This window comes from Mucilaginibacter sp. 3215 (assembly GCF_050433785.1).
Lineage (GTDB): Bacteria > Bacteroidota > Bacteroidia > Sphingobacteriales > Sphingobacteriaceae > Mucilaginibacter.
In genome coordinates this window covers 1-20,271 of record NZ_JBNPWO010000018.1, presented here as the reverse complement: position 1 = coordinate 20,271, position 20,271 = coordinate 1, and the positions used below count along the sequence as shown (strand labels likewise).

At 41.2% G+C, this 20,271-nt stretch carries 17 protein-coding genes; 13 read left to right on the top strand and 4 right to left on the bottom strand.

The features are described from left to right. The first annotated feature begins 88 nt into the window (after nt 1-88). From ABIC84_RS22500 to ABIC84_RS22490, 3 genes are read left to right on the top strand one after another with little or no spacing between them, the layout of a single operon-like run. The gene (locus ABIC84_RS22500) at nt 89-1,639 is read left to right on the top strand and encodes an NAD(P)/FAD-dependent oxidoreductase (RefSeq protein ID WP_429265011.1); all 1,551 of its coding nucleotides are present in this window, start codon (nt 89-91) and stop codon (nt 1,637-1,639) included. Next, on the top strand, nt 1,636-2,103 hold the full coding sequence (locus tag ABIC84_RS22495; RefSeq protein ID WP_429265010.1) for a DinB family protein: 468 nt from the start codon (nt 1,636-1,638) through the stop codon (nt 2,101-2,103). Before ABIC84_RS22500 ends, ABIC84_RS22495 begins: the two co-directional genes overlap by 4 nt. Further along, a complete protein-coding gene (locus tag ABIC84_RS22490) occupies nt 2,096-2,461 on the top strand; it encodes a CoA-binding protein (RefSeq protein WP_429265009.1) in 366 nt (121 codons plus the stop codon). Before ABIC84_RS22495 ends, ABIC84_RS22490 begins: the two co-directional genes overlap by 8 nt. Nucleotides 2,462-2,566: 105 nt before the next feature. Here ABIC84_RS22490 and ABIC84_RS22485 read toward each other — a convergent pair whose 3' ends face one another. Continuing rightward, the gene (locus ABIC84_RS22485) at nt 2,567-4,447 is read right to left on the bottom strand and encodes an ABC transporter ATP-binding protein (RefSeq protein WP_429265008.1); all 1,881 of its coding nucleotides are present in this window, start codon (nt 4,445-4,447) and stop codon (nt 2,567-2,569) included. 48 nt (nt 4,448-4,495) lie between these two features. On the opposite strand from ABIC84_RS22485, the gene ABIC84_RS22480 reads away from it, so the two are divergent. Genes ABIC84_RS22480 through ABIC84_RS22470 form a run of 3 tightly spaced genes read left to right on the top strand, consistent with a single transcriptional unit; the run spans nt 4,496 to nt 7,752 of the window. Continuing rightward, nucleotides 4,496-5,812, top strand: a complete 1,317-nt coding sequence (locus ABIC84_RS22480) for a glycosyltransferase family 2 protein (protein WP_429265007.1) — start codon at nt 4,496-4,498, stop codon at nt 5,810-5,812. After that, nucleotides 5,812-6,465 (top strand): glycosyltransferase family A protein, encoded by a 654-nt coding sequence (locus ABIC84_RS22475; RefSeq protein WP_429265006.1) that lies wholly within the window; start codon nt 5,812-5,814, stop codon nt 6,463-6,465. Before ABIC84_RS22480 ends, ABIC84_RS22475 begins: the two co-directional genes overlap by 1 nt. Before the next feature lie 18 nt (nt 6,466-6,483). Continuing rightward, nucleotides 6,484-7,752, top strand: a complete 1,269-nt coding sequence (locus ABIC84_RS22470) for a glycosyltransferase family 4 protein (protein ID WP_429265005.1) — start codon at nt 6,484-6,486, stop codon at nt 7,750-7,752. On the opposite strand, the gene ABIC84_RS22465 is transcribed toward ABIC84_RS22470, so the two are convergent. Beyond that, a complete protein-coding gene (locus tag ABIC84_RS22465; protein ID WP_429265004.1) occupies nt 7,725-8,786 on the bottom strand; it encodes a glycosyltransferase family 4 protein in 1,062 nt (353 codons plus the stop codon). The two genes, ABIC84_RS22470 and ABIC84_RS22465, sit on opposite strands and share 28 nt — an antisense overlap. After that, a complete protein-coding gene (locus ABIC84_RS22460) occupies nt 8,783-9,775 on the bottom strand; it encodes a glycosyltransferase family 9 protein (RefSeq protein ID WP_426585063.1) in 993 nt (330 codons plus the stop codon). The genes ABIC84_RS22465 and ABIC84_RS22460 overlap by 4 nt, the downstream gene beginning before the upstream one ends. 332 nt (nt 9,776-10,107) lie before the next feature. On the opposite strand from ABIC84_RS22460, the gene meaB reads away from it, so the two are divergent. After that, on the top strand, nt 10,108-10,992 hold the full coding sequence (gene meaB, locus ABIC84_RS22455; RefSeq protein WP_429265003.1) for a methylmalonyl Co-A mutase-associated GTPase MeaB: 885 nt from the start codon (nt 10,108-10,110) through the stop codon (nt 10,990-10,992). A gap of 68 nt (nt 10,993-11,060) precedes the next feature. On the opposite strand, the gene ABIC84_RS22450 is transcribed toward meaB, so the two are convergent. Beyond that, nucleotides 11,061-12,350, bottom strand: coding sequence for an aminopeptidase P N-terminal domain-containing protein (locus ABIC84_RS22450; RefSeq protein WP_429265002.1), 1,290 nt, complete (start codon nt 12,348-12,350; stop codon nt 11,061-11,063). A gap of 149 nt (nt 12,351-12,499) precedes the next feature. Here ABIC84_RS22450 and ABIC84_RS22445 point away from each other — a divergent pair, with 149 nt between their 5' ends. The 6 genes from ABIC84_RS22445 (at nt 12,500) to ABIC84_RS22420 (ending at nt 20,160) form a co-directional block, all read left to right on the top strand. After that, the gene (locus tag ABIC84_RS22445; protein ID WP_426585069.1) at nt 12,500-13,864 is read left to right on the top strand and encodes an OmpA family protein; all 1,365 of its coding nucleotides are present in this window, start codon (nt 12,500-12,502) and stop codon (nt 13,862-13,864) included. Between the two features lie 137 nt (nt 13,865-14,001). Continuing rightward, complete coding sequence (locus tag ABIC84_RS22440; protein ID WP_243485652.1) at nt 14,002-14,145, top strand: DUF6728 family protein; 144 nt, start codon at nt 14,002-14,004, stop codon at nt 14,143-14,145. Beyond that, nucleotides 14,142-14,519, top strand: coding sequence for a RidA family protein (locus ABIC84_RS22435; protein WP_429265001.1), 378 nt, complete (start codon nt 14,142-14,144; stop codon nt 14,517-14,519). The genes ABIC84_RS22440 and ABIC84_RS22435 overlap by 4 nt, the downstream gene beginning before the upstream one ends. A 433-nt stretch (nt 14,520-14,952) precedes the next feature. Further along, nucleotides 14,953-17,052, top strand: a complete 2,100-nt coding sequence (gene recG, locus ABIC84_RS22430; RefSeq protein ID WP_429265000.1) for an ATP-dependent DNA helicase RecG — start codon at nt 14,953-14,955, stop codon at nt 17,050-17,052. Between the two features lie 209 nt (nt 17,053-17,261). Then, nucleotides 17,262-18,644: a M20/M25/M40 family metallo-hydrolase gene (locus ABIC84_RS22425; protein ID WP_429264999.1), complete on the top strand. Its 1,383-nt coding sequence runs from the start codon at nt 17,262-17,264 to the stop codon at nt 18,642-18,644. Between the two features lie 193 nt (nt 18,645-18,837). After that, a complete protein-coding gene (locus ABIC84_RS22420; protein WP_429264998.1) occupies nt 18,838-20,160 on the top strand; it encodes an MFS transporter in 1,323 nt (440 codons plus the stop codon). Nucleotides 20,161-20,271 lie beyond the last annotated feature (111 nt).

The following is a 20,271-nucleotide window of genomic DNA, read 5'->3' as shown; positions in this document are numbered from 1 at the left end:
ATTGCTAATCAAAGTCTCCCCCTTTGGGGGAGATTTAGAGGGGGTTTCTTAACTTTGCATCATCCGGGATAAAAACCCGGCATCAGTCATGACAAAAGAAACAGAGATAGTTTGCCCTCCCGGGCAACAGGAAGATGAAGCAGTTTTAAAGCAACTGGCGTCAGCAGCGCTGAAAATTCCCCTGAAAAATATTACGGCGTTAAAAATCTTAAAGCGTTCCATTGATGCGCGCGGCCGCCGGGTGGTTTACCGCATGCAGGTAAGGGTGTTTATGCAGGAGGCCTACCAACCCGAAATTTTTAATGTTAATTACCCCAACGTGCAATTTGGCCGACCAGTAATCATCGTTGGTGCAGGCCCGGCCGGGTTATTTGCTGCCCTGCAATGCATCGAACTTGGATTAAAACCAATTGTTATTGAGCGTGGCAAGGATGTAAAGCAGCGCCGCCGCGATTTGGCTAATATCAACAAACAAGGCCTTGTTAACCCCGAATCAAATTATTGTTTTGGCGAGGGCGGCGCAGGTACTTATTCGGATGGTAAGCTGTATACCCGATCAACCAAGCGGGGAGACGTGAACCAGGTGCTTAAAATGTTTGTGGCCCATGGGGCGGCCGAAGATATCTTGATTGATGCCCGCCCCCACATCGGCACCAATAAACTGCCGCAAATCATTACTGCTATGCGCGAAACAGTGCTGAACGCTGGTGGAGAAATTATGTTTGATACTAAAGTAACCCAGTTGTTGGTTGATTTTGGGAAAATTAAAGGTGTGAAAACATCAGCGGGCGAAAAGATCATGGCTGACGCTGTGATCCTGGCTACGGGCCATTCAGCAAGGGATGTGTTTGAAATGCTGCACAGCCAGAATATCCTGATTGAGGCCAAACCTTTTGCTTTGGGGGTACGGATAGAACATCCGCAGGAAATAATTGACCGTGCACAATACCATTGTGAACATCGTGGCCCTGATCTGCCGCCATCATACTATAGTCTTGTTGAACAGGTTGATGACCGCGGTGTGTTTTCTTTTTGCATGTGCCCCGGCGGTATCATTGCGCCCTGCTCAACAGAAGCCGGCGAGATCGTAGTAAATGGCTGGAGTCCGTCAAAACGGAACAACCCTTTCGCCAATTCGGGTACGGTTGTACAGATTGACCTGGAAGATGTTGCGGGCAACGATAACAACCCCTTCAAGATGCTTAATTTTCAGAAGCAGGTTGAACAGGCTGCTTTTGTAGCCGGTGGCGGTAATCTTGTAGCACCCGGCCAGCGCATGGTTGATTTCGTACAGAACCGTTTATCAAACGATTTGCCTGTTAATTCATACCTGCCCGGTACTAAAAGCGTTGAACTGAAAGAAATTTTACCGGGGTGGATCAATGAGCGCTTACGTAAAGCGCTGCCGGTATTCGGTAAAAAAATGAAAGGCTATTATACCAATGAGGCCATTTTGGTTGGCGTTGAATCGCGTACATCATCTCCTGTGAAAATTCCGCGGGATAGGGAAACCTTGCAACATCCGCAGATTACAGGTTTATTCCCCTGCGGAGAGGGGGCGGGCTATGCGGGTGGTATAATTTCTGCTGCTATTGATGGGATTAATTGCGCAACTGCTGCTTTAAAAATATTATCATGACAACATCTCAAAAATTATTTAACCAGCTTGAAAGCGTTTTGTCGGGCGAACCATGGTATGGCCCATCGGTTTATTCTATTGTAGATGCCATCAGTTTTGAGGCAGCTTATGAAAAGCCTGCCGGATCAATTCATAACATTGCCGGAATCATTTTGCATATGGTGGGTTGGACAGAAGAGGTAATGGACCGCATGAATGGCATGAACGCCCAATTGCCAGTGCGTGGAGATTGGCCCGAACCCGGCATGCCCGACGAACAAAAATGGAAATGGATTGTTGAAGATCTAAAACTGGTGAACGTAAACCTGGCAGGTTTTATTCAAAATTTTCCAGAGGAGAATTGGAACAAACCTGTTGGCGGTAAAGAAGCCGAAACTTACGAATATCAGGTGAGCGGTTTGATACAACATCATATTTATCATTCCGCGCAAATTGCGTTATTAAACAGGATGATCAATGGCTGATAAGAAAACGTTAATATTAGGAGCAACGCCCGATACCAGCAGGTATGCCAACTTTGCGGCTACCCGTTTGGTTGAAAGTGGACATACCATTGTTAATGTTGGCATAAAAACAGGAGAGGTTGCCGGTGTGCCTATCGAAAAGCCCGAAACCATACACCGCGATATTGATACTATAACGCTGTACGTAGGCCCGCAGAATCAGCCTCCGCTGTATGATTATATATTAAACACAAAGCCTAAAAGGATCATATTTAACCCTGGTACTGAAAACAGCGAACTGAGGCGCAAGGCTAATGAGCAGGGCATCGAAACGGAGTATGCCTGTACGCTGGTAATGCTATCGATAGGGGAGTATTAAGCTCGAAGTCTAAGTCGATAGTTCAAAGTCGGATGTCTGTCAGACATGATCAGATTAATACTTTGAACTTGTAGGGCTTAGGACTTATGACTTTAGACTCTCAACTCACTCTCCGCTGTTAAAGGCCTGCATATCTATCAGTTTCCTGTACAAACCATTGTTTTGCAATAATTCCAAATGCGAGCCACGTTCAACAATGCAGCCATTTTCAAGAACGAGAATGATATCTGCATTTTGTATGGTGCTTAAACGGTGGGCTATTATAAGCGAGGTCCGGTTCTGCATTAGGTTGTTCAATGCTTCCTGTACCAGTTTTTCGGATTCGGTATCCAATGCAGAGGTAGCTTCGTCTAATAGCATGATTGGCGGGTTGTTGAGCACCGCGCGCGCAATACAGATCCGCTGGCGCTGGCCGCCGGACAATTTTGTGCCGCGGTCGCCGGTATTGGTTTGATATCCGTTTGGCGTTTCCATAATAAAATTATGAGCGTTGGCTATTCGCGCAGCCGCTTCAACCTCTGCCTGCGTTACACCTGTTTTACCAAAAGCGATATTGTTAAAAATGGTATCATTAAATAAAATGGACTCCTGGTTAACTATACCCATTAAAGCTCTTAATGATTCCATGGTAACGGTTTGGATATTTTTACCATCGATAGAGATCGTACCAGATTGAGGCTCACTGAACCGTGGCAGCAGATCCATCAAAGTTGATTTTCCTCCGCCGGATGGCCCGACCAGGGCTACTGTTTTTCCTTTCGGAATTTCGAAGTTAATGTTTTTAAGTACATATTTTTCAGTTTCAATCAATGGCTTTCCGGTATCAGCGGATTGCTTAACATCGGGTTTAACTGCATAAGCAAATGATACATTTTCAAATGTAACCTTGTCTTCAAAGCCGGTAAGCTCTGTGGCATCAAGAGCGTTAACAATTAGTGGTTTCTCATCTATCAGCGCCAGTACGCGTTCGCCTGCTGCTATGCCGGAGTGAATGTTACTAAAAGAATCTGAAATTGCTTTAGCCGGACGCATAACCTGCGAAAAAAGGGCAATATAAACGATAAAATCCGAGGCGGCTAAAGTGCCGGTACCGCTTATAATTAGCGAGCCACCATATAACACGATGCCGGCAACCATTAAAACGCCTAAAAATTCGGATACAGGCGAGGCCATTTGCTGCCTCTTGGCCATTGATCGGGTAATTCTTGAATATTCCTTGTTTTCGTGATCGAAACGGTTTTTTATAAATGAAACAGCATTAAATGCTTTTATGATCTTAATACCCGATAATGCTTCATCAAGATTACTGATCATGTTGCTGTAGGTTTGTTGTGATTCGGCAGCCTGTTCTTTAAGCCGTTTAACTATCCTCGATATTATAAACGCCGAAACAGGAATTATCAGCATGGAAAACAAGGTTAGTTTAACGGATATTACAAACAGCATTATCAGGTAGGCTATCAATTGAAAAGGTTCTTTGAAAGCAACCTGTAAAGTACCGGTAACCGAAAACTGCACCACCTGCACATCTGCCGAAATTTTTGAAAGGATATCGCCCTTGCGTTCATTACTAAAATAACCAAGGTGCAGGTTCATTACATTGTTAAATACAGTACGGCGAAGGTTAAGCAATGTATAAATACGCAGGTTTTCCATTATGCGCTGCGATAAATACCTGAATAAATTACTCAGTAAAACTGATGTAACGATTGCTATGCAAACAAACTTTAAAGCGCCAAGCGGGCCATAATGTTGATTAGCTGTATGAGCGAAAAATTCAAAGTCCTTAATAGGGTCCCACCAGTTTTTGGGTTTAACAATTACGGCATTTGCAGCGTGTTTATCAAAAATTGTAGTAAGTAAGGGTGCAAGCAACGCTATATTGAGCGTATTAAATATTACCGAAAACAACGTGCATATAAAATAAGGGAACGCGAATTTCCCTATAGGACGGGCAAAGGACAGAAGCCTGAAATAAATCTTCATTAAATAATTTTAAAAGTGCAAAGCTAATAGTAATTAAGTAATTAAAAGGTGCGAAAATATAGAACAGATCCGGTATCCCGGGTAAGCCTTAACGAGGGTATAGAAAATGTGCCATTTAAGAAACTACCTAATTTTATTATACCTTTATCAAAGATCATGCTTAACTATATCAGGCATATCAACGTTAAAAAAATGAATAATAATATAGCATTACTGGTAGGACTTAAGAATAATTTAGACTACAGTAAAAACTTCTATGCTACTACCCGCGCGCTTTACCCTGATGTTGAAATTGTTTTTACAAGTTACAATAGTACCGACGGAACCCATTTATGGTTAGATAGTTTGAATGACAGCAATGTTAGATATTATTATTCGACTGAAGAAAAAACATTTTCGGATACCTATAACAAGTGTATCGAAATAGCTACAAAAAAATACGTTGCGTTATTACATAACGATATTATAATTGCCCCCAATTTTATTGAAGCCCTGGAGAAAAGTATATCAGAACAAAATATTACCAAATTTACCACTGTTGAACCTCCCATTTTTGCTGATGATGAGAGGCCTGGCAAACTTGTAAAAGATTTTGGAGCTGATATGAATACCTTTGATATTGCCGGGTTTTACAAGTACGCTACTGATATTCAAAACAAAAATCAGCCCGATATTAAAAACGATGCTACAACTTTTTTTTTCTGTATGCTGAGGGACACACTGTTGGATATCGGTGGATTTGATCCTTTATACAATCCGATGTTTTGTGAGGATGATGATATGATTATAAGGCTTGGTTTGCTCGGCCTTACAGGGTATGTAACAGTTAATGCATTGTGCTATCACTTTGTTAGTAAAACATCCAGATTTTCGGAGGAGTATCAAAATCGTACCATGCAGATTGAACGCAACTCCAACCGTAATTTTTTCAGGAAGTGGGGTTTCAAAAATTCATCGGCAGTAAAAATAAAATACGACGTTGGGTTTGTAGTAAAGAATGGAAGCACAGAGTTGCTTGAAAAAATAGAACCACTTTGTGCTACTGTTTATGTAGATGGTGATTTCGACGAATATATTGATCGGGAGCAACGGAATACCCTGTTTAATTTAAATAATAAGATAAAATCATACCATCAAAAAAAAGAAAATGATATCCTTGTTTTTTTTGATGGTAAGAAAATTAATGCGCGCTCGCTGGAGATCCTGGCAAATCTGAGCGGTATAATTGCACGCAAACGACAAAAACGAACGGCGATAGTTTACAAGATATTAGGATTAGGTAATATGATATTTAAAAAGAATATTTTCCGGATCAGGATATCTAACTTTGCGACTTATGAACACCTGCTCATTAAAAGAAAATAATGTTTTTCAGTTTTTACAAAAATAAAATAAGCATATCTTACGGCATAACCGTTTGTAACGAATATGAGCAATTAAACGAGTTGCTGGCTCATTTGCTTAAAAACATTGATAAAAATGATGAGGTAATAATATTGCAGGACATTACTACGGAGGATGAAAAAACTACTGCGGTAATTGAACAATATAAGCATCGTGTATTACATTTAAAGGCGAAGCTTAACAGCGATTTTGCATCGTTTAAAAATAACCTGGTGCGAAATGCATCCAGCGACTACCTGTTTCAGATAGATGCCGATGAAATGCCTAAGAAGACGCTTATCAAACGTATAAAAAAACGTTTGTACCGGAAGCCAGATTGCGATTGCTTCCTGGTACCAAGGGTTAATATTGTTGAAGGGCTTACAGAGGCGCATATACAAAAATGGAACTGGACGATTGATAATTTAAACCGCGTTAATTTTCCGGACTACCAGTTTAGGATCCTTAAACTAAACGGGCATATCAAATGGAAAAATAAGGTGCATGAAGAGCTGTATGGTTTTGAAAAAAGCTGCTATTTGCCGCGAAAAAATGAGAAATATTGCCTGATGCACATTAAAAACCTTGACCGACAGGAAGCTCAGAACAATTTTTATGATACCTTGCAATCCTGACCAAACACAATTATTTTAGTGAAACGTATAGCTTTTATTGTTCAACGGTATGGCATCGAGGTTAATGGCGGTGCCGAGTATCATTGCCGTTTAGTTGCTGAAAAACTTAATGACCGTTTTAATGTTGAGGTGCTTACTACCTGTGCCAAAGATTATATGTCGTGGGCAAACGAGTATGCTGCCGGAACCGAATTTATAAATGGTGTTAAAGTGATGCGTTTTAGCGTTCTACACCCAAGAGATTTAGAAAGATTTAAACTTGCAGGACGCAGGTTACGGAAAAGAAAGCAACGAAGATATCAAAAGTTGCTCAGCTACTTCGGGCAACTGAAAAACTTTGAAAAACTAACCAAAGTTAAATCCCGGGCCGAAAACGAATTAGCGTGGATAAAGGAACAGGGACCTTATGTGCCTGACCTCATTACGTTTCTGAAAACAAATCAGGAAAATTATGATGCCTTTATCTTTTTTACCTATTTGTATTATCCTACTGCTATAGGTATTTCAGTGGCCCCTCATAAATCTATACTGATACCTACCGCTCACGACGAGCCGCCGATATATCTTGAATTTTTCAGAAGCTTTTTTAAACGGCCTAAGGCTATTCTTTACAATACTGAAAGTGAAAAGCGCTTTGTTAACAAACTTTTTGATAATGAGGATATCTATTCAGACATTGTTGGGGTTGGAATTGATGTGCCGGCACTTCAACCCAGTTCAGGTGCCGATGCCCTGATAAAACAGGCCGGCAATTATATTGTTTATATCGGGCGTATAGAGGTTGCTAAGGCTTGTGATGAACTTATCAGCAACTTTATAAAGTTTAAGGCCGGCACTGATAATGATATAAAGCTTGTATTTGTAGGCAGGGCATTTATGCCGGTTACAGAGCATCCCTCAATAATTTACACCGGTTTTGTTGATGAAGACACTAAATTTAACCTGCTCAAAAATGCCAGGGCGTTGATAATCCCCTCAATATTTGAAAGCTTATCATTAGTAACGCTCGAAAGCATGGCGCATGGTATCCCCGTTATAGCCAATGAAAAATGTGAGGTTATTAAAGATCATATTAATAAAAGCGGGGCCGGCTTTCTGTATATAAACCAGGAAACTTTTACAACGGCAATTCAAACAGCTTTCAGCAGTAATACAAATATTATGGATCTGAGCGAAAAAGCCAAAACATATGTAGCCGAAAATTATACCTGGGTAAAAGTGTTAGAGAAATTTGATACGGCTATCGATCATGTAACCGGCTATTCTTCGTCAAGCATTTCACAGTAAAGCTGCAGATATTGCCTTGCTGTTTCATTCCAGTTAAATTTCTGCGCATGCGCTTTGACTTTCTCTGATGGGTTATGTTGCCGGAAATGCTGCATACCCTCATTAAACGCTTTTTGCATTTCCCCGCCATCAAAGCCGGAAAAATAATAAGCGCAATCTCCTGCAATTTCAGGCAACGAAGTATGGGTTGAAACAAAAACAGGCTTACCGTGGTGCATAGCCTCTATCACCGGTAAGCCAAATCCTTCGGCTATTGACGGGAAAACGAAAGCTTCGCAATTTTTATAATACCATGCTTTATCATTATCTGATATTGTTCCTATTATTTTTACCCTACTTTCCACACCATATTTTTTTGCTTCTGCCATAACTTCGTTTTCGTATGGGGTTTTTATCCCTGCAATAACGAGTTCAAAGTTATTATTGGCTAACAAAGCTGGTAAAACATGAAAATTCTTCTTTGCAGATACAATGCCTATAGTAAACAGGAAGTTGCGTTTAGGGTGATATACCGGTAAGTGGCCGTGAAGCGGTTCAAGTTTGTCGGCACCGTTGTAAATCACTGTCAATCTATTAGCTACCTCCGGAAAATAAGTGATAACATCCCTGGCTGCGAATTTGGAGATGGTTACTATACGATGGCATTTATTAATACGTTCACCTAACTTTTTCAGGTAATGATTTAGTTTTTTTTCGCCAATATTTTCGTGAACCTGGTTGATATCATGTATAGTCATGATTTTCTTGTACTTACTACGTACTTTTTTAGGTTTCAGCCTTGAAAACTGGTCGGTAAAATGAAATAACTTAATATTGTCATTATTTACGAAAAAGAACTTATGATATTTTTGACGATAAACCCGCTTTACGTCGTCGTTGTCAAAATCAGTTGTAGCATCGTATAAAAAGTAACTCAATTCAAAATCTTTGTTTTCTTTTATCAGTGCTTTCCCGAGGCTTCTTCCAAAATAAAATAAGCCCGTGTTAGGATACTGCATTGAGTCAAACGTTATCAGTACACGTGGTTTATTCATATCCATGTTTTAACTTTCTCTGACACCATAAACGGGGTTATTGTGTCTAAATTGTTTGTGCCGCTTTCCATATAGCTGGCTTTTTTGCCAACGGGAGCCCACCGGCCCGGATGTATGGGTCTTAATGAAGGGAATAACCCAAGGGTATTAATCCCTGTTAAAGCAGCAATATGCAGCGGACCGGTACCTGAAGCAATAAGGCCGTCGGCTTTACTTATAAAAGCTATCAATTGCCCCAGCGACATTTTTCCGGTCATATCCTTTACTGTTGAGGGGAGTGTTTTTAACCAGGTGGCAAGCAAAGCTTTTTCGTTTTCAGACCCTGTTATAATAATGTTGAATTTGTCGGCGGGCAACGTATGTATAAGTTCCGTAAAATTATCCAATCCCCATTCCATGCCGCTGCCGTGCGATTTAGGATGGATAATCAAGTTAAACTTATCACTTACAAGCATAGCACTTAATGCAGGCGTAAGCTCAACTTTATTATGAAAGCTATTATGGGATATGATTTCTGATAAGGGTGGGACATGCTCAAGTCCCAGCGGCTTAAGCAAAACCAGGTTAAGCTGCGCCTCGTGCAGATCAGATTTTTTGCGGCTTAATTTTACCAGCTTGTTACAAGTATACCAATGAAATACCCTGTTTGTTGTTCCTATCCGGAGCTTAATACCTGCCTGCTTTGCTATCTTAGCAATATGTTTATTAGGCAGTACATGTATTACAGCATCAATATTTTGCTTTTGCAGATATTCAATTTGATGAGGTTTGGAGAGCTTTTTTAACTCGTCGTAATTAATAAATGAATTTATTGAACTCATTGTGTTGATTACGGGCTGTGTATAGGTACGACCTAAAAAAGACACTATAGTACCAGGGAACAATTGCTTAATGTATGCTGCTACGGGTAATGTAAGTACAACATCGCCAATGGCATCAACCCTGCTTATTAAGATGTGCGGTGTTTTTATATGATTGATATCGGCCATTGCTTTGAAGAATTATACGGGCAGATTAATAAAATGCTACACATTAATTTGCAATGATAAGATTAAATCTGTTACAGGGTTAATGTAATTTTATTTCAATGTCATATTTAATCTGTATCTTTTATGGAAGGTGGCTTATAGATATTTTATTTATTTGGCCAATAGTTTATAGTTTTAAATTATTGACTTTTGCTTAAATATTAGTTATGTATGTTAATTATATAATGCGTATGATAGGCAGTAAATACGCCAATTGCCGCACAGCACGGTTTAAATATTCTTATAAGTCTTTGTTACATAATGAATAGATTTGAGCTTTATTATCACTTGCTTTGAACCTGCATCAAAATATCATCGGCCAATTAAACTTTCGTGTAATTGCACGTGCTTTAACTGTTGTTGAAAATGATCTTGACGGCAGCAGTGAACTGCTTAAAACCCTTAAACTTGATAAAATCTGCCCGGTTATTGGCATTACAGGGCCACCAGGTGCAGGTAAAAGCACCCTGGTAAATGGTATTATTGATATACTTTTAAGAGGCGGAAAAAAAATAGCTGTGCTGGCCATTGACCCCACATCGCCCTTTAATTTTGGCTCGTTGCTGGGCGATAGGATCAGAATGGCTTCCCATTTTAATCATCCCGATGTTTTTATCCGATCATTAGCCACACGGGGTTCTTTAGGCGGCTTGTCCGCAAAAATTATTGAGATGACTGATGTGTTAAGGGCCTCAGGGTTCGATTATGTGCTGATTGAAACAGTAGGGGTAGGTCAGTCTGAAATTGAAATTACCGGCCTTGCCGATATTACGTTGGTTGTATTGGTGCCAGAGGCAGGCGACGAGATTCAGCATATTAAATCGGGCTTGATGGAAATTGCTGATGCTTTTATTATCAATAAAGCTGATCGGGAAGGGGCCGATGTTTTTGCCAATAACTTAAAAAAGATCATTGGACACAGCGTTGACGAGCAGCCGCCTATTTTTAAAACTATAGCCTCTAAAAACCAGGGGCTCGGGGATATAGCCGCCTTTATACAACACACCAATTTAAAACAAAATAACAGGCGTAAATTACTGCTGACCGAAAAAGTATACAAACTTATTCAGCAAAAAATGATGACTGGAATCGATAAAAAAAAGCTTCAGCTTGATATAACTGAAGCTTTGGAATCCGGAAATTTTAACCTGTATAGTTTTGTGGATACTTATGTATAGTTATTTGATAGCTTAATGTAAAGAAAATACAGATTGAGCTTTTTTGTTTATATAAATTAATGTGAATTTTAGCTGTTCATAATTTCTTCAATGTGTTCTGCTTCAACCGGGATGCTGCCCATTAAATCTATATTACCGGTGCCGGTGATGAGGATATTGTTTTCGAGGCGGATACCCAACCCCTCCGCGGCAATGTAAATGCCTGGTTCGCACGTTAGTATATTCCCTGCTTCAAAAGGTTTATACCTGCTGGCATAGTCATGAACATCCAAGCCCAGGTGATGCGAGGTGCCATGCATGAAGTATTTTTTATACAGAGGTGTGTTTTTATCCTGTTTTTCAACATCATGCCTGTCAAGCAAGCCCAGATCGATCAGCTCTCCCGTCATGATTTTACCAACTTCCTCCTGGTATTCATTCCATACTGTGCCTGCCACAATGAGTTTGGTTGCCTCCCGCATCACTTTTAAAACGGCATTATAAACCTGGCGCTGCCGCTCAGTGAAACGGCCGCTAACAGGTATTGACCGGGTCATATCAGCGTTATAATTGCCATATTCGGCACCGAAATCAAGCAGTATTACATCGCCTTTGTTACATACCTGGTTATTATCGTTGTAGTGTAGCACAATAGCGTTGGCACCTGAAGCAATAATGGGATTGTAAGCATGGCCCGTAGCACGCTGCCTGATGAATTCATGAATGATCTCAGCTTCAATTTCATACTCGGTTACACCGGGTTTGGTATATTTTAAAACACGTACAAAAGCATCTCGCGTAATATCACAGGCTTTTTGCGTGAGCTCTATTTCAATATCTGACTTTATTACCCTGAGATCGCGTAAAATTGGCGCCGAACGGGTATAATTATGAAGCGGGTACTTTAATTTAAGAGCTTCATACATGCGGTAATCCCGATATGGAACAGTATGAGCGTACCTGTCATTTTCATTAGTGTTGATGTAAATATTTTCGCTATAGTTAATAATGCTATGAAGTATGGTATCATATTCATTCAGCCAAAAAATACTTTCAATGCCCGATGCTTCGCGTGCTTCCTCTTTAGTGTATTTGTGGCCCTCCCAAATAGCTATATGTTCGTTGGTTTGTCTTAAAAAAAGTACTTCTCTGTATGCTTTATTAGGACAATCGGGGTACAAAACCAGGATGCTTTGTTCCTGATCGATGCCCGTTAGGTAAAAAAAATCCGGGTTTTGCTTAAACATAAATGCCTGATCACCACTGCGCGGGAACTCGTCACTGGCATGAAAAATAGCGATTGAATTGGGTTTTGTTCTTGAAACGAAATTTTTTCTATTATTTGTAAATAAGCTATTTTTTATCGGCAGATATTTCATATTTATCGGTTGAATATTTTATTAAATCATTTTTTTTTAGTTATTTGTGTAACTATTACAATTTTTGGAACAATGTTTGGTCATGGATTCAAACATAATTACTAAATTTGAAAAAAAATCACAATTAAAATCGTTTAATCTTAAAAACTATGAATTATTCTACATTAAAGAAAACAGTCGCATTGTCATTTGCTTCTTTGATGGTTGCAGGTTTGGCGAACGCGCAAACCGACTCAACCAAAACAACGGCAACTACAACGTCATCTGAAACCTCAACCGCTAAGGTATTTGGTGGTTTAGGCCAGTACAGGAAATTTAGCATTGGTGTAAATGGTGGTGTTACTTCACAATCATTAGCAACCGGTGGTTCAAGCGATTTCCAAAAGAAAAAACTTAGCCTTGGTTATGGTATTTCATTGAAAGAGCAATTAGCACATTCTTTTGCTTTACAATTAGACCTGAACGGCGGTAAAATTAAAGGCGAAAATGATGGTACTGGCGGTACTTACCGTAATGGTTATGTTAACTACGATACCAAATTCTGGCAGGGAAGCTTAAGCGCGGTTGTTAACGTTGCTACTATCGATTTCATCCGTCGTAAAAATGCAGTTAACTTCTACTTTAAAGCCGGTTTTGGTTTGGCAGCGTATGACCCAACTATTACAAGGATTAATAATGGAACTCAAGTAACCAGTCACTTCAAAAATGATGGGACCAGTGGTACTCATTACGTAAAAGAATTGGTTATCCCTGTTGGTGCGGGTGTTAAATTCAGGTTAAGCGATGCTGTTGCCCTGGATTTAGGTTATACTCAAAACTATGTTGATGGTGATAACTTAGATGGTTTCAAAAGATACTATCCAACTAAAGACCACTACTCATACGGTTACGCTGGTTTAGAATTTACTTTAGGTTCAAAATCAAAACCAGTATTGGAGTGGGTGAACCCGGTTGCTATGATGTATGACGAGCTGTATGATGCAGCTTTACGTCAGGAAGTAGAAGCATTAAAAGGCCGTGTTGCTAACGTTGAAACTGCTGTTAACGACCTGAAAAAAGATTCTGACGGTGACGGTGTTGCTGATCAGTTTGACAAATGCCCAGGTACTGCTGCAGGTAGCGTAGTTGATGGCTCTGGTTGCGTTATTGTATTCCCTAAAGATACCACCGCTGCTGCTCCAGCTGCTACTGCTTACTCAAACATCCAGTTTGAATTTGACAGCTCAGTATTACGTACTTCATCTTACCCAGTGTTAGATGCTACTTCAGCTGACTTACGTTCATCTGGTTCAGCTGTTGAAGTTGACGGTTTCGCTTCATCTGAAGGTACTGCTGCTCACAACTTATCTTTATCTAAAGACCGTGCTAACTCAGTAAAAACTTACTTAGTTAACTCTGGTGTTGATGCTAAGAAAGTAAAAGTAAAAGGTTACGGTGAAACTAACCCAATTGCTGACAACTCAACTGAAGAAGGCCGCGTACTTAACCGTCGTGTTCAATTCAAAAAGAAATAATATCTGATTAAATATTATTTTCGAAGGCTCCGGATAACCCGGAGCCTTCTTTGTTTCATAATGTTTCGTATTTGATAGTTATACCTTATATAATAGGCATGGGTTTACAGAGGCAAAATTTTGCGTAAGTTTGTGTAATGTATTTCTTCAGGAAAAAAGATCCAAACAGGCCCGACAACTTTAACTTGCGGGTAATGCATTTTATAAATGCGCTGGCTATTATTATGTTCCTGGCCGGGATTATCTGGAAACTGGTACAGGTATTTATATTTAAAAAATGAAAACAATCATCAATACTAACAATGCACCTGCCCCTATAGGGCCATATAGCCAGGCAACTTTAGCCGGCGGATTTTTATTTGTTTCGGGCCAGATCCCTATTGATCCGCTAAGCGGCGAACTCATTAGCAGCGACATCAAGGCCGAAGCTACGCAGGTGATGGAAAACATCAAAGCTATTTTAACCGAAGCCGGTGTAGGTTTCGATAATATTGTAAAAACCAGTATCTTCTTAACCGATCTGCAAAACTTTGTACAGGTTAATGAAGTTTATGGAACCTATTTTACTGCCGATTTTCCGGCCCGCGAAACTATCCAGGTTTCGGCCCTACCTAAAGGGGTAAATGTCGAGATATCGGTTATAGCGGTCAAATAATATTTTTTGATTTCGGAATTCGGATGTTCGATTTCGGATTTTCTCTGAACTGGGATTAAGCAGATTTAAGGATTTATTTAGCATTCTATAAATCCTTAAATTTTGTAAATACTGATTCAGACAAATGCGTTAGGGATAGTAGCGGATACCGGCCCGAGCCTAAGGCCTGCAGGCGTATGAGCGGATAGCCCGGCCGCAGGAACGCCCAAAATTAAAGATTGGCGGTTAGAGGTTAGAGATTAGGTTTGCATATGAAACTCGATAAGCAGATTTTAAGAACGCTCCATTTACCTTGCATCCTGGCCCAACCAACGATTGTCTCGTTATATTATAGATTAGTCGATAGGTTATTTATAGCCATCTGTTAATTTAAGGAAACCACATAAACTACATTTACTCTACCGCTATAAAGAAAGGTTAAAACAGTTAATCAATGAATCCTTTTCAAACGCCACTTGTATACTTAAAAGGTGTAGGCCAGTCGAGGGCCGAGGTTTTGAAAAAGGAACTTGAACTGCACACCTTTGAGGATCTGCTGCGCCATTTCCCGTTCAGGTATATTGACCGTACCCGCTTTTATAAGGTAAGGGAGATACGTGAAGAACTGCCTTATGTACAGGTGCTGGCGCGAATTATCAACAAAGAAATTGTTGGTGAAAAACAAAGCCGCCGCCTGGTGGTAAAGGCTAAGGACGATACTGGTATTATTGAGCTGGTATGGTTTAAAGGCATTAACTGGATAGAGAAAACCATTATTCCCGGTAAGGTTTATATATTGTTCGGGAAGCCCGGCTTTTTTAACATGATGCCACAGATGGCGCATCCCGAAATGGAGTTGTATATGCCGGGTGCCCAAAAACAAGGCAACCTATCCTTACAACCTGTTTACAACTCAACAGAAAAGCTCAAACAATTTTCGCTGGATAGCAAAGGGATTCAAAAACTTACTGCGGTATTGCTTGATCTGCATGCTAAAGATATCCGTGAAAATATTCCTTTATATATTATAAATCAGTTTAAGCTGCTCAACAGGGCCGATGCCTATCGCAACATTCATTTTCCGGGAGATGCTACCTTGCTTAATGAGGCAGTATATCGGTTAAAGTTTGAGGAGTTGTTTTTTCTTCAGCTTAAGTTGCTTAAGAATAAGCTCCTGCATACGCAAAAATTTAAAGGCAATGTGTTTGATAAAGTTGGTCATTATTTTAATGAGTTTTATCATAACAAGCTGCCTTTTACGCTAACCGATCCGCAAAAGCGGGTGTTGAAGGAGATTAGGCAGGATACCCAGCGTGGCATACAAATGAACCGCCTGCTTCAGGGTGATGTGGGCAGCGGTAAAACCGTAGTAGCGCTGATGAGCATGCTGATAGCTATTGATAACGGTTTTCAAACCTGCATCATGGCGCCTACTGAAATATTAGCCACGCAGCACTACCAAACCATTAAAGGCCTGGTGGGTGATGATTTTATTGAAGTAGCTTTGTTAACCGGTTCAACTAAGCAGAAAGAGCGAAAAATTTTGCATCAAAGGCTTGAGGATGGTGACCTGAAAATATTGGTAGGCACCCATGCGCTTATTGAGGATAAGGTGCAGTTTAAGAACCTGGGTTTTGTAGTGATTGACGAACAGCACCGATTTGGGGTTGAGCAACGCTCGAAACTATGGCGTAAAAATATTGTCCCGCCGCATATATTGGTGATGACGGCGACCCCAATACCCCGCACGCTGGCCATGACACTATATGGCGATTTGGATGTTTCTGTGATTGACCAACTCCCGGCAGGGCGTAAACCTATTAAAACGGTTCATTTTTATGAAAACCAACGCCTGCGGATGTTCGGTTTTATGAAGCAGGAGATAGCATTAGGCAGACAGGTTTATGTAGTATATCCGCTGATACAGGAAAGCGAAAAGCTCGACCTGAAAAACCTGGAAGATGGTATTGAAGCCATGTCGCGGGAGTTTCCGAAACCTGAATATCAGCTAAGTATTGTACACGGTAAAATGAAACCTGCCGATAAGGATTTTGAAATGCAGCGGTTTATCAAACATGAAACGCAGATCATGGTAGCTACCACGGTGATCGAAGTAGGTGTGAACGTGCCCAATGCCTCGGTTATGGTCATTGAAAATGCTGAGCGCTTTGGTTTGTCGCAATTGCACCAATTGCGGGGAAGGGTGGGACGCGGGGCCGAGCAATCCTATTGCATTTTGATGAGCAGCCATAAATTGAGCCATGACGGCAAAATCCGCCTGGATACCATGGTGAAAACCAACAACGGCTTTGAAATTTCCGAGATTGACCTGCAGTTGCGCGGGCCGGGTAATATTGAAGGGACACAACAAAGTGGCGTGCTCGACTTGAAGCTGGCCAACCTGGCAACCGACCAGGAGTTACTTTTCAAAGTACGTAAATGCGTGGAAACCATTTTTGAAAAAGACCCTCAACTGGCCCATCCCGAAAACCAGATCTTGCACCATGCTTTTGAAGAAAAAAATGCTGGGCTGAGCTGGGATAAGATATCGTAAGCCAGGAATACTACAGAATAATCCCGCGTCATTGCGAGGAACGAAGCAATCCCCGATGTGCAGAGTAGATATGCAGGTTTGCCCTGTAAAGTTTGGGATTGCTTCGTACCTCGCAATGAGGTCTTTTTTAATTTAGTATAATGCCCGTAGCCCTTCCTCCTTTAGCTGTCAAATAGTACATTTGTTAAAACTGATCTTACTATTTATATATGAAGAAATTTTCCTTATTATTTTCTGCTGCCGCGTTGCTTTGTACGCAGGTAAAAGCGCAAGATTCCTTAGCTATCCGCAAAATGTATGATGAAGCACTGGTTAACGGTCAGTGTTATGAAAACCTGCATTACCTGTGTAAAAATATAGGTCAGCGCCTCAGCGGCTCGGCTAATGCGCAAAAGGCTGTCGACTGGAGTAAAAAACTGATGGACGGCTACGGCTTTGACAAAGTTTACCTGCAGGAAGTAATGGTGCCACATTGGGTTCGCGGAGCGAAAGAAGAAGCGGCTATTATTGATGGTAAAAGCCGCGTTCCGGTGCCAATTGTTGCCCTGGGCATGAGCATAGCTACGCCCAAAACCGGCATCACTGCTGATGTTATAGAAGTTAAAAGTATCAAAGAACTTGAAGGCCTTGGCGAAAGTGTAGTGAAAGGAAAGATCGTGTTCTTTAACCGTGCGTTTGATCCTCGTTTTATTGAAACGGGTATGGCCTATGGCACTGCCGGCGATCAGCGTTTTATGGGTCCGGCGGTTGCAGCTAAACTTGGCGCTGCTGGTGTAATTGTACGTTCACTTACCGAGGTCATTGATGATTATCCACACACCGGCGCTACGCTTGCTGCCCCCGGCAGTAAAATGATTCCGGCCGCGGCTATCTCTACAAAAGCCGCGAATAAGCTGAGTGCCATGCTTAAAATGAGGAAATTTCCTGCCGCTAAATTTTACTTTAAACAAAACTGTGAGTTATTGGCCGATGTAAAATCATATAACGTTATAGGCGAAATTACCGGCTCTGAAAATCCTAATAAATTCATTACCGTTGGTGGCCATCTTGATTCATGGGACCTGGCCGAGGGTGCTCATGACGATGGTACAGGTGTAATGCAGTCGGTTGAAGTATTGCGTATTTTTAAAGCAGTAGGATACAAACCCAAAAACTCGGTACGCGCGGTACTTTTCATGAACGAAGAGAACGGCCATAAAGGCGGCACTAAATATGCCGAGCTGGCTGCTCAAAATAAAGAGCAACACATTGCCGCTATTGAAACAGACGAAGGCGGTTTTACTCCACGTGGATTTAGCTTTGCCGATGTATCAAAAGATTTTATCAAAAAAATAAACGATAACTTTAAATCAATCCTCGAGCCATACGATGTCGACAAGTTAACCATCGGAGGGGCAGGTACGGATATTGAGCCGTTGAAAGAAACGATACCGGGAGTAGTATTGATTGGCTTCCGCCCGGATTCACAACGGTATTTCGATTTACACCATACCGCGAAAGACGTTTTTGAAAACGTAAACAAACGTGAGCTCGAGCTTGGTGCGGCAGGTATGGCTGCATTTATTTATTTGATAGATCAGCATGGGTTGTAAGCCCTTGCTCTACTTCTCGTCATTGCGAGGCACGAAGCAATCCCCTATAAGCAGGTTAGCTCTGTATAGCTTGAGATTGCTTCGTGCCTCGCAATGACGTTATAAAAAAACTGTTATGAGAAAAATGATTTTTAATCTCTAAAAATCCTTAAATCGTATCTACCTTTGCGGCGCATCTAAAAATTAATAAATAGTGACCGAAGAAGGCGATAGTAAACCCCGGAAAATAGACTCCTTTGCAGCATTGCGTTATAAAGATTTCAGATCTTACATAGGCATGCGTTTTTGTTTCACCTTTGCATATTCTATGCAGGCCGTGGTACTCGGCTTCTATATCTACAGCATTACCCATAGTAAAATAGCCCTTGGCCTCATTGGCTTATGCGAGGCTATTCCGGCTATTGGCATCGCACTTTATGGCGGTTATATAGCTGATAAATCTGAAAAGCGTAAAATGCTTTTGCTGATCTTTAGCGGCGTATTGCTTACATCACTGGTAATGTTTACTGCTACCCTTAAAAGCATGAGTGGCATTATTCATACAGGTTGGATTGTGCCCATTATGTATGCTATGATATTTTGCAATGGCGTAGCCCGTGCCTTTTATGGCCCGGCAACCTTCACCATTTATGCCAACAGTATTCCGAAAGAGTTGTATCCAAACGGCAGTACCTGGAGTAGCAGTAGCTGGCAGGTGGCATCTATTTTGGGTCCGGCGGCTGGTGGCTTGATATATGGTTACGCGGACAAAGTGATACCGGGCTTAACAGGTATTACCGCCACTTTTGGCTGTATCTTGTTTTTGCTATTGGTATCGCTGGTGTTGGTATACATGCTCAGGCAATATCCGGCGCAATATGTCCCTAAAGAAAGTATCTGGAAAAGCCTTTCTGAAGGGATCCATTTTGTATTTGGAAATAAGATGATGATCGGCGCCATGAGCCTTGACCTGTTCTCGGTGTTTTTTGGTGGTGCTGTGGCTTTACTACCGGTTTTTGCCAACGAAATATTAAAAGTAGGTGCCGAAGGATTGGGTATTATGAGGGCCATGTCGTCTTTGGGTGCAGTATTGACCATGCTGGTGATGACGCGTTTTTCGCCAATGGGAAAACCATGGCGTAACTTGCTTATTGCAGTGACGGGTTTCGGCTTGTCTATTATATGCTTCGGTTTATCTACTAATTTTTATTTGTCGCTGTTGTTTATATTTACCGAAGGTGCTTTTGATAGTATCAGTGTGATCATCCGTGGTACCCTGATGCAGCTTTTAACGCCCGATCATATGCGTGGCCGGGTATCGGCAGTGAACCAGATGTTCATTGGTTCATCTAACGAGATAGGCGCTTTTGAATCTGGTACTGCCGCGCAGTTGTTGGGTACTGTTCCGTCGGTGTTATTTGGCGGTAGCATGACTATGATTATTGTGGGTATTACTTATCTGAAAACTAAGAAACTGATCCCTCTATCCCTGCAACAGATCCACGCGCCGGGTGAGGAGGGGATAAAGGAAGGATAGATCCCCAACCGTCATACTGAGTGTTTAAATCCGTGGCCTCTGAAGGTGAAATGACATAGATTTGCTGAACCGTGCAGTGTGGCCGACCGAGTTATAGTGCTTATTGCCTGT

Coding starts and splice junctions, on each gene's coding strand:
- ABIC84_RS22460 (WP_426585063.1), bottom strand. CDS start 9,775: ATGGCCGATATCAATCATATAAAAACACCGCACATCTTAATAAGCAGG.
- ABIC84_RS22495 (WP_429265010.1), top strand. CDS start 1,636: ATGACAACATCTCAAAAATTATTTAACCAGCTTGAAAGCGTTTTGTCG.
- ABIC84_RS22440 (WP_243485652.1), top strand. CDS start 14,002: ATGTATTTCTTCAGGAAAAAAGATCCAAACAGGCCCGACAACTTTAAC.
- ABIC84_RS22475 (WP_429265006.1), top strand. CDS start 5,812: ATGTTTTTCAGTTTTTACAAAAATAAAATAAGCATATCTTACGGCATA.
- ABIC84_RS22465 (WP_429265004.1), bottom strand. CDS start 8,786: ATGAATAAACCACGTGTACTGATAACGTTTGACTCAATGCAGTATCCT.
- ABIC84_RS22485 (WP_429265008.1), bottom strand. CDS start 4,447: ATGAAGATTTATTTCAGGCTTCTGTCCTTTGCCCGTCCTATAGGGAAA.
- ABIC84_RS22500 (WP_429265011.1), top strand. CDS start 89: ATGACAAAAGAAACAGAGATAGTTTGCCCTCCCGGGCAACAGGAAGAT.
- ABIC84_RS22435 (WP_429265001.1), top strand. CDS start 14,142: ATGAAAACAATCATCAATACTAACAATGCACCTGCCCCTATAGGGCCA.
- ABIC84_RS22445 (WP_426585069.1), top strand. CDS start 12,500: ATGAATTATTCTACATTAAAGAAAACAGTCGCATTGTCATTTGCTTCT.
- ABIC84_RS22425 (WP_429264999.1), top strand. CDS start 17,262: ATGAAGAAATTTTCCTTATTATTTTCTGCTGCCGCGTTGCTTTGTACG.
- ABIC84_RS22450 (WP_429265002.1), bottom strand. CDS start 12,350: ATGAAATATCTGCCGATAAAAAATAGCTTATTTACAAATAATAGAAAA.
- ABIC84_RS22490 (WP_429265009.1), top strand. CDS start 2,096: ATGGCTGATAAGAAAACGTTAATATTAGGAGCAACGCCCGATACCAGC.
- recG (WP_429265000.1), top strand. CDS start 14,953: ATGAATCCTTTTCAAACGCCACTTGTATACTTAAAAGGTGTAGGCCAG.